Below are 7346 nucleotides of genomic sequence, written 5' to 3'. Positions count from 1 at the left end.
CGACATGCTCGCGCGGCGCGGCAGTCGGGCTGGCGGCGGGTGTCGCCGCCGGGGCCGCCGCAGGGGGCGTGCCGGTCGGCGCCGTGCTGCGCGAGGGCTGGTTGGCGAAGGGGTCGGTCACCGCCGCGACGCCGCCAGCGCCCGCCGCGCCGCCCGCAGGGGCGCCCGCCACTCGCGACGGCAGGACAAGCACCGCGCCGGCCTCCAGCACCGTGTCGGGCATCAGCGCATTGTGCCGCGCCAGTTCCGCTGCGCCCAGCCCCAGCCTTGCCGCGATGGCCGAGGGCGTGTCGCCTGCCCGCGCCACCGCGACCTGTCCGTTGGCAAAGGTGATCACGCCGCGCTGGTCGGGTTCGGGCCGGGCCGGTGCGGCCGCCGCCGCGTCATCGGTGGCCAGATTGCCCGGCATCCAGCCGCGCAGATCGGGGTCGAAGCCGCCATTCGGCCCGCACGAGGCCAGCAGGCCCAGAACGAAGCCCGTTGCGGCAAGCCGCCTGAAATTCCCACTCATGATCTTATGCCCTCAGCCTGCCTGCCCATCCGCCGGCGGGGGTCATGTCTGGCCCAACCCCTCGACCAGCGGCACGAAACGAACCTGTCGCAATTCGTCGTAATCGAAACCGGTTTCGGACCGCGTGACACGGATCAGGGTCTGGACCGCGTCCGATTGTCCGACCGGAACCACCATGATACCGCCGATCTTCAGCTGTGCCAACAGCGGCCCCGGCGGGTCCTCGGCTGCGGCCGTCACGAGAATGCGATCAAAGGGCGCCTGATCGGGCAATCCGCGCGAACCGTCGGCCACCTGCGCGGTGATGTTGTAGAGGCCCAGATCGCGAAAGATCGCCTCGGCTTCCTGAACCAGACGGCGGTGACGGTCGACCGTATAGATCCGGCGGCAGAGGCCGGACAGGATCGCGGCCTGATAACCCGAGCCCGTCCCGACCTCGAGCACGGTATCGCGGGGGCCAGCCGCCAGCGCCTGCGTCATCAGGCCCACGACCGAGGGCTGGCTGATCGTCTGGCCGCAGGGGATCGGCAGGGGCGTATCCTCATAGGCGCGGTCTGCGAACTGTCCGCGCACGAAGAGGCCCCGGTCGATCCGCTCCATCGCCTGAAGCACGCGCGGGTCGGTCACGCCGCGCGAGCGCAGCGCGAACAGGAACCGCATCTTGCGTTCGGCGGGGTCGTGATCGGGCGCGTCCTCGGCTTCGTCCTCGATCATGGTCTAGTCCCCGAAGGCCAGGGGCTTGCCGTCCAGCGCACCGGCCAGGCGCGACAGCGAGGCATGGCAGGTCAGGTCCGCCCGCATCGGCGTGACCGAGACGTAACCGTCAAGGTTCACCGCCACATCGCTGCCCGGCTGTGCCTCGGCCTGCTGCGAGCCGCCGGCGATCCACATGAAGCGCCGCCCGTTCGGCGCGGTATAAGGCACGGCGCCGAACCGGCTGCCGCGCCGCTTGCCCTGAGGCGCCACGCGGATGCCGCGCACCTTCGAGGCAGGCAGCGGCGGAAAGTTCACGTTGTAGAACAGGCGGAAATCCTTGTCGGAATCCCAGTCGCCGTGATCCAGAAGCTGCCGGATCAACGACGCGCCGTGCCGGCGCGAGGCCTCGAACGGGTCGGCCAGATCGGCGGTTTCCGGGCCCAGATATTGCGACAGCGCGATGGCGGGCAGGCCCTGCAAGGCGGCCTCCATCGCGCCGCCGATCGTGCCGGAATACATCGCGTTCTCGCCCGAATTGTTGCCACGATTGACGCCCGACAGAACCAGATCGGGCAGGGCGTCGGCCATCAGGTCGCCGACAGCGGCCAGCACGCAATCGGCGGGGCTGCCCTCGGCGGCATAACGGCGCTCGGACAGGCGGGCGATCATGGTGGGGTGGGTGTAGCTGATGCAATGGGCCACGCCCGATTGTTCGAAGGCGGGGGCGACGGTCCAGACCTCGCCGTGCGGGCCGGCCAGTTCGGTGGCGATCTGGTGCAGCACCTCAAGGCCGGGGGCGTTGATGCCGTCATCGTTGGTGATCAGGATGCGCATGCCGATATTCCCCCGCCGAACACGGCCCGCGCGGTCGCGCGCACGCCATCGTGACCGGACCTGATTAGCCGCCGCCCGCGCCTGCTTCAACCCGTTGCGAGGCGGCCGAAAGCGGTTTGACCTGTGCCGGGGGGTGTTGCATCCTTGATCCGGGCAACCGGCGCGGCAGCATGCAGATCTATCTTCCCATCGCCGAGGTTTCGGTCAACGCCTTCACCCTGATCGGCCTGGGGGGGCTGGTCGGGCTGATGAGCGGCCTGTTCGGCGTGGGCGGCGGCTTCCTGATCACGCCGCTTCTGTTCTTCATCGGCATCCCGCCCGCCATCGCCGTGGCGACCGGCGCGAACCAGGTCGTGGCCTCGTCCGTTTCCGGCGTGCTGGCCCACATGAAGCGCCGCACCGTCGATTTCCGCATGGGGGGCGTGCTGCTGGCGGGGGGGCTTGTCGGATCGGCGCTCGGGGTGCTGGTCTTCAACGTCCTGCAGCGGCTGGGCCAGGTCGAGCTGGTCGTGCAGCTCTGCTATGTCGTCTTTCTGGGCCTGATCGGCACGATGATGCTGCAGGAAAGCATCCGCGCGCTGCGCCGCGCCCGCAATCCCGCTGCGCCAAGGCGCAAGCTGCATGATCACATGTGGGTCCATCGCCTGCCGCTCAAGGTCAAGTTCCGCGCCTCGGGCCTCTATATCAGCGTCATTCCGCCCCTGCTGGTCGGGCTGGCGGTGGGGGTTCTGGCCGCGATCATGGGTGTGGGCGGCGGCTTCATCATGGTCCCGGCGATGATCTATCTGCTGGGAATGCCGACCAAGGTCGTCGTCGGCACGTCGCTCTTTCAGATCACCTTCGTCACGGCCTTCACCACGCTGATGCACGCGGTCAGCTACAATACGGTCGACGTGATGCTGGCGGTGCTGCTGATCGTCGGCGGGGTCGTGGGCGCGCAGATTGGCACCTCGCTTGGTGCAAGGCTGAGGGCCGAGCAGCTGCGCATCCTGCTTGCGCTGCTGGTGCTGGCGGTCTGCGGCAAGCTGGCGCTGGACCTGTTCCTGCCGCCCGAGGACCTCTACTCGATCGTGGTGAGGGCGCGGTGATGCGGCGGCTGGCCCTGATCCTGGCCCTTGCCCTGGCCCCTGCCGCGCTGGCGCAGGACGAGGCGTTCCCCCTCTATCCCGATCCGGGCCTGCCGCGCGCGCCCGCCCCCGAGAATGTCAGCCGCCCCGAGGCCGAACAGCCTGCCGAACAGGTCGTCGTGGGCCTGTCCAGCGACTCGGTCGCGATCACCGCCAGCTTCGACGGGTCCGACATCCTGATCTACGGCGCGATCCGGCGCGAGACGCCGATCCCGGACACGCCGCTGCACGTCATCGTCACGGTCGAGGCCCCCTCGCAGGCGCTGACGGTCTGGCGCAAGGCGCGCCGGGCCGGCATCTGGATCAACACAGAACGCGTCGAGGTGGGCGCGGCCCCCAGCTACTACGCCGTCGCCTCGACCGGGCCGCTGGACCAGATCCTCGACCCGGCCTGGGATGCGCGCTACCGCATCTCGCTGCCGCAGGCGATGCGCGCCTTCGAAGGGGCGCTCGAGGTCCGCGACACCGTGCCCTTTACCGAGGCGCTTCTGCGCCTGCGCGAGGCCGAGGGCCGCTTCCTTCTGGACGAGGGCGGCGTTCATCTGGCCGAGGAGACGCTGTTCCGCGCCGATATCGCCTTGCCCGCCACCCTGGTCGAGGGCGAATACAAGACCCGCATCTTTCTCGTGCGCGACGGTCAGGTGATCGATGTCCATCGCGCCCCGATCATGGTCCGAAAGGTCGGGCTGGAACGCTGGCTCTACCGCTTGGCCTTCGACCAGCCGCTGCTTTACGGGCTGATGTCGCTGGCCGTGGCGGTGCTGGCGGGCTGGGGCGCCTCGGCCGCATTCCGCAAGCTGCGCCGCGCGTGATGCCAGGTTCTTGACCTGCGGCCGCTTTGGGCGCAGGACCGGCGCGCAAGCCACGCGCAAGGAGGATCTCGATGACGCGGACAGTCTATGTGAACGGCGATTACCTGCCCGAATCCGAGGCCCGCGTCTCGGTCTTCGACCGCGGCTTCCTGATGGCCGACGGCGTCTACGAGGTGGTCAGCGTGCTCGGCGGCAAGCTGATCGACTTCGAGGGCCACATGATCCGCCTCAAGCGCTCGCTCGCGGAACTGGCCATCGCCAATCCGCTGTCCGACGACGAATACCTTGCCGCCCATCGCGACCTGGTGGCGCGCAACGGCATCACCGACGGTCTTGTCTATCTTCAGGTGACGCGCGGCAATCCCGGCGACCGCGACTTCGCCTATCCCCCCGAGGACACGGTCCCCACCGTCGTCATGTTCACGCAGGCCAAGCCCGGCCTCGCGGATGCCCCGGCCGCGAAAACCGGCTGGAGCGTGGTCAGCGTCGAGGATCTGCGCTGGGGCCGGCGCGACATCAAGACGGTGCAGCTTCTCTACCCCTCGATGGCCAAGATGGAGGCCAAGGCCCGCGGCGCCGACGATGCCTGGATGGTGCAGGACGGGCATGTGACCGAAGGCACGTCGAACAATGCCTATATCGTCAAGGGCAACACGATCGTCACGCGCCAGCTCAGCCATGACATCCTGCACGGCATCACCCGCGCCGCCGTCCTGCGCTTTGCCGCCGAGGCGCAGATGAAGGTCGAGGAACGCCCCTTCACCATCGCCGAGGCCCAGGCCGCCGACGAGGCCTTCATCACTTCGGCCTCGGCCTTCGTGATGCCGGTCGTCAGCATCGACGGCGCCGCCGTGGGCTCGGGCAAGGTCGGCCCCGTCGCCAGCCGCCTGCGCGAGATCTATCTGGAAGAAAGCCGCAAGGCCGCGATCTGACCGGAAGAAGGGGGGCCGGAAAACTCTTCCGGCGGCCCGTCTTTGCCTTGGTCCAAATATCCCGGGGGGAGATCGCCGCCGGCGATCGGGGGGCAGCGCCCCCCCTTTCTTTTCCCGCCAAGCGCGCTAAAGCCCCGCCTGCGCCAGAACCGCCGCGATGACCGGCGCCAGCCGTGCCGCCCACTCCGCCTGACCCTCGGCCGAGGCGATCAGGTCGTTGCGAAGCTCGATCAGCATGTTCGGACGCCCATGGGCCAAAGCGTGCCGGTCGATGGAATCCCCGTCCAGATGCCCGTCATAGGGCTGGTTCTCGCCGGTGATCCAGCCCTCGTCCCGGCAGGCCGCCACCATGGCCGGGCCTAGCCGCGCGTCGCGGTGGGAATAGAGGATGCCGACCTGCCAGGGCCGGGGCGGGCGGCCGCGAAGCTGCGGCGTGAAGCTGTGGATCGCGCAGATGCAGCGCGCGGGATGGCTGTCGGCCAGCGACGCCAGCGCCCGGTGATAGGGCCGGTGCAGCCGCTCCAGCCGCCTTTCGCGCTCTGCCGCATCCGCGTCGCGGTTGGCCGGGATCACGGTGCCGTCGTAAAGCCGCATCAGCAGGGTGGGATCGTCCTCGCCCCGGTTCGGGTCGATCACCAGCCGCGAGAAATCGGAGAAGATCGCCGGCGCCTCCATCCGCTCCGCCAGGGCCGAGGCCAGGCCGGCCGCACCCACGTCATAGGCGATGTGGCGGGCCATGTCGGCCGGCGCGATGCCCAGATCGCCGCCGCCGATCCAGTCCGGCACGCGGTTCGTGGCGTGATCACAGGTGATCAGCCAGCGCGAGGGGCGATTCTGGCCCTCGATCCAGAAGGCGGGTTCCGTCATGGTTGCGTCATCATTCATGCTGCAGGCCTGCTTACGATGAATGCGGGCCGGACGCCAGTTGCCGCCACGCAGCATTTGCGCCATAGATAGCGCTAAACGTCAAAGGGGCGGGACTATGAGAAGACATCGCAACGTGAAGATCGTGGCCACCCTTGGGCCGGCCTCGTCCAGCAGCCAGATGATCCGGGCTCTGTTCGAAGCGGGGGCAGACGTGTTCCGGCTGAACATGAGCCATGGCAGCCACGAGGATCACCGCGCGCGCTATGACGCAATCCGCGCCATCGAGGCCGAGACGGGCCGCCCCATCGCCGTCCTGGCCGACCTGCAGGGCCCCAAGCTGCGCGTGGGCCAGTTCGCGGCCGGCCCGCACGACCTGTCCGAGGGCGATTCGTTCCGCTTTGACCTCAGCCCCGAGCCCGGCACGGCCAGCCGCGTGCAGCTGCCCCATCCGGAGATCTTCGCGGCGCTGGTCGAAGGCGCCGAGCTTCTGGTCAATGACGGCAAGATCCGCCTCAAGGTCGTGTCCTGCGGTCCCGAACATGCCGATTGCACCGTCACCGTGGGCGGCACGATCAGCGACCGCAAGGGCGTGAACGTCCCAGACGTGGTCCTGCCGCTGGCGGCCTTGTCCGACAAGGACCGCGCCGATCTGGAATTCGCCTGCGAACTGGGCGTGGACTGGCTGGCCCTGTCCTTCGTGCAGCGCCCCGAGGATGTCGAAGAGGCCAAGGTGCTGGCCCGTGGCCGCGCCGCCATCCTGTCCAAGATCGAGAAACCCGCCGCCGTGCGCGCCTTTGACGAGATCCTCAAGGTCTCGGACGGGATCATGGTGGCGCGGGGCGATCTGGGCGTGGAACTGCCGGTCCATTCGGTGCCGCCGATCCAGAAGCGTCTGGTCCGCCTGTGCCGCAGCGCCGCCAAGCCGGTGATCGTGGCGACCCAGATGCTGGAATCGATGATCGAAAGCCCGATGCCGACCCGCGCCGAGGTCAGCGACGTGGCCAATGCCATCTACGAGGGCGCCGATGCCGTCATGCTGTCGGCCGAAAGCGCCGCGGGCAGCTATCCGGTCGAGGCCGTGACCACGATGGACAGCGTCGCCCGCTCGGTCGAGGCGGACCCGAACTACCGCTCGATCATCGAGGCGGCGCGCAAGGCCTCGCTGTCCTCGGTCCCCGATGCGATCGTGACCGCGGCGCGCGAGATCGCCGAGACCACCGATGTGGCGGCGATCTGCGTCTTCACGCAGTCGGGCCAGACCGTCAGCCTGGTGGGGCGCGAGCGTCCGCGCGTGCCGATCCTGGCGCTGTCGCCCGAGGATCGCGTGCTGCGCCGTCTCTGCCTGACCTGGGGCACGCATGGCGTGGCGACCGCGCGCCTGTCGCGCTTCAAGGAGGCCGTGGTGAACGCCACCCGCGCCGCGCGCAAGTTCGGGTTCGCGGATGAAAGCCGCAAGGTCGTGGTGATGGCGGGCGTGCCCTTCAACGTCGCCGGTTCGACCAACATCCTGCGGATCGCGCCCTGCGACGAACGCTTGATCTACGCCAGCGATCCCGAGTAATCGGGC

General features: G+C 68.9%; 8 protein-coding genes. 4 read left to right on the top strand and 4 right to left on the bottom strand.

Annotated elements, in window-relative coordinates; genetic code table 11:
* The 3 genes from QAR72_RS10250 to surE all read right to left on the bottom strand — a co-directional run.
* On the bottom strand, positions 1-511 hold a 511-nt coding region (locus QAR72_RS10250; RefSeq protein ID WP_304617276.1), incomplete at its 3' end, for a LysM peptidoglycan-binding domain-containing protein.
* A gap of 42 nt (positions 512-553) precedes the next feature.
* Positions 554-1225, bottom strand: coding sequence for a protein-L-isoaspartate(D-aspartate) O-methyltransferase (locus tag QAR72_RS10245; RefSeq protein WP_304617275.1), 672 nt, complete (start codon positions 1223-1225; stop codon positions 554-556).
* A 3-nt stretch (positions 1226-1228) separates the two neighbouring features.
* The gene (gene surE / locus QAR72_RS10240) at positions 1229-2041 is read right to left on the bottom strand and encodes a 5'/3'-nucleotidase SurE (protein ID WP_304617274.1); all 813 of its coding nucleotides are present in this window, start codon (positions 2039-2041) and stop codon (positions 1229-1231) included.
* A 170-nt stretch (positions 2042-2211) separates the two neighbouring features.
* Here surE and QAR72_RS10235 point away from each other — a divergent pair, with 170 nt between their 5' ends.
* The 3 genes from QAR72_RS10235 to QAR72_RS10225 all read left to right on the top strand — a co-directional run bounded on the left by QAR72_RS10235 (position 2212) and on the right by QAR72_RS10225 (position 4912).
* Entirely contained in the window at positions 2212-3129 is a 918-nt protein-coding gene (locus QAR72_RS10235; RefSeq protein ID WP_304617273.1) for a sulfite exporter TauE/SafE family protein, read from the top strand.
* Positions 3126-3980 (top strand): TIGR02186 family protein, encoded by an 855-nt coding sequence (locus tag QAR72_RS10230; RefSeq protein ID WP_304617272.1) that lies wholly within the window; start codon positions 3126-3128, stop codon positions 3978-3980. Before QAR72_RS10235 ends, QAR72_RS10230 begins: the two co-directional genes overlap by 4 nt.
* Positions 3981-4051: 71 nt before the next feature.
* Positions 4052-4912, top strand: a complete 861-nt coding sequence (locus tag QAR72_RS10225) for a D-amino-acid transaminase (RefSeq protein WP_304617271.1) — start codon at positions 4052-4054, stop codon at positions 4910-4912.
* 126 nt (positions 4913-5038) lie between these two features.
* Here QAR72_RS10225 and QAR72_RS10220 read toward each other — a convergent pair whose 3' ends face one another.
* Positions 5039-5779: an N-formylglutamate amidohydrolase gene (locus QAR72_RS10220; protein WP_304617280.1), complete on the bottom strand. Its 741-nt coding sequence runs from the start codon at positions 5777-5779 to the stop codon at positions 5039-5041.
* Between the two features lie 115 nt (positions 5780-5894).
* On the opposite strand from QAR72_RS10220, the gene pyk reads away from it, so the two are divergent.
* Positions 5895-7340, top strand: coding sequence for a pyruvate kinase (pyk, locus tag QAR72_RS10215; protein WP_304617270.1), 1446 nt, complete (start codon positions 5895-5897; stop codon positions 7338-7340).
* Positions 7341-7346 lie beyond the last annotated feature (6 nt).

Source organism: Paracoccus sp. (in: a-proteobacteria) (genome assembly GCF_030604785.1).
In the GTDB taxonomy this organism is placed as follows: domain Bacteria; phylum Pseudomonadota; class Alphaproteobacteria; order Rhodobacterales; family Rhodobacteraceae; genus Paracoccus.
Note: the sequence above shows the minus strand (reverse complement) of the source record. Positions and strands in the feature narration are given on the sequence as shown.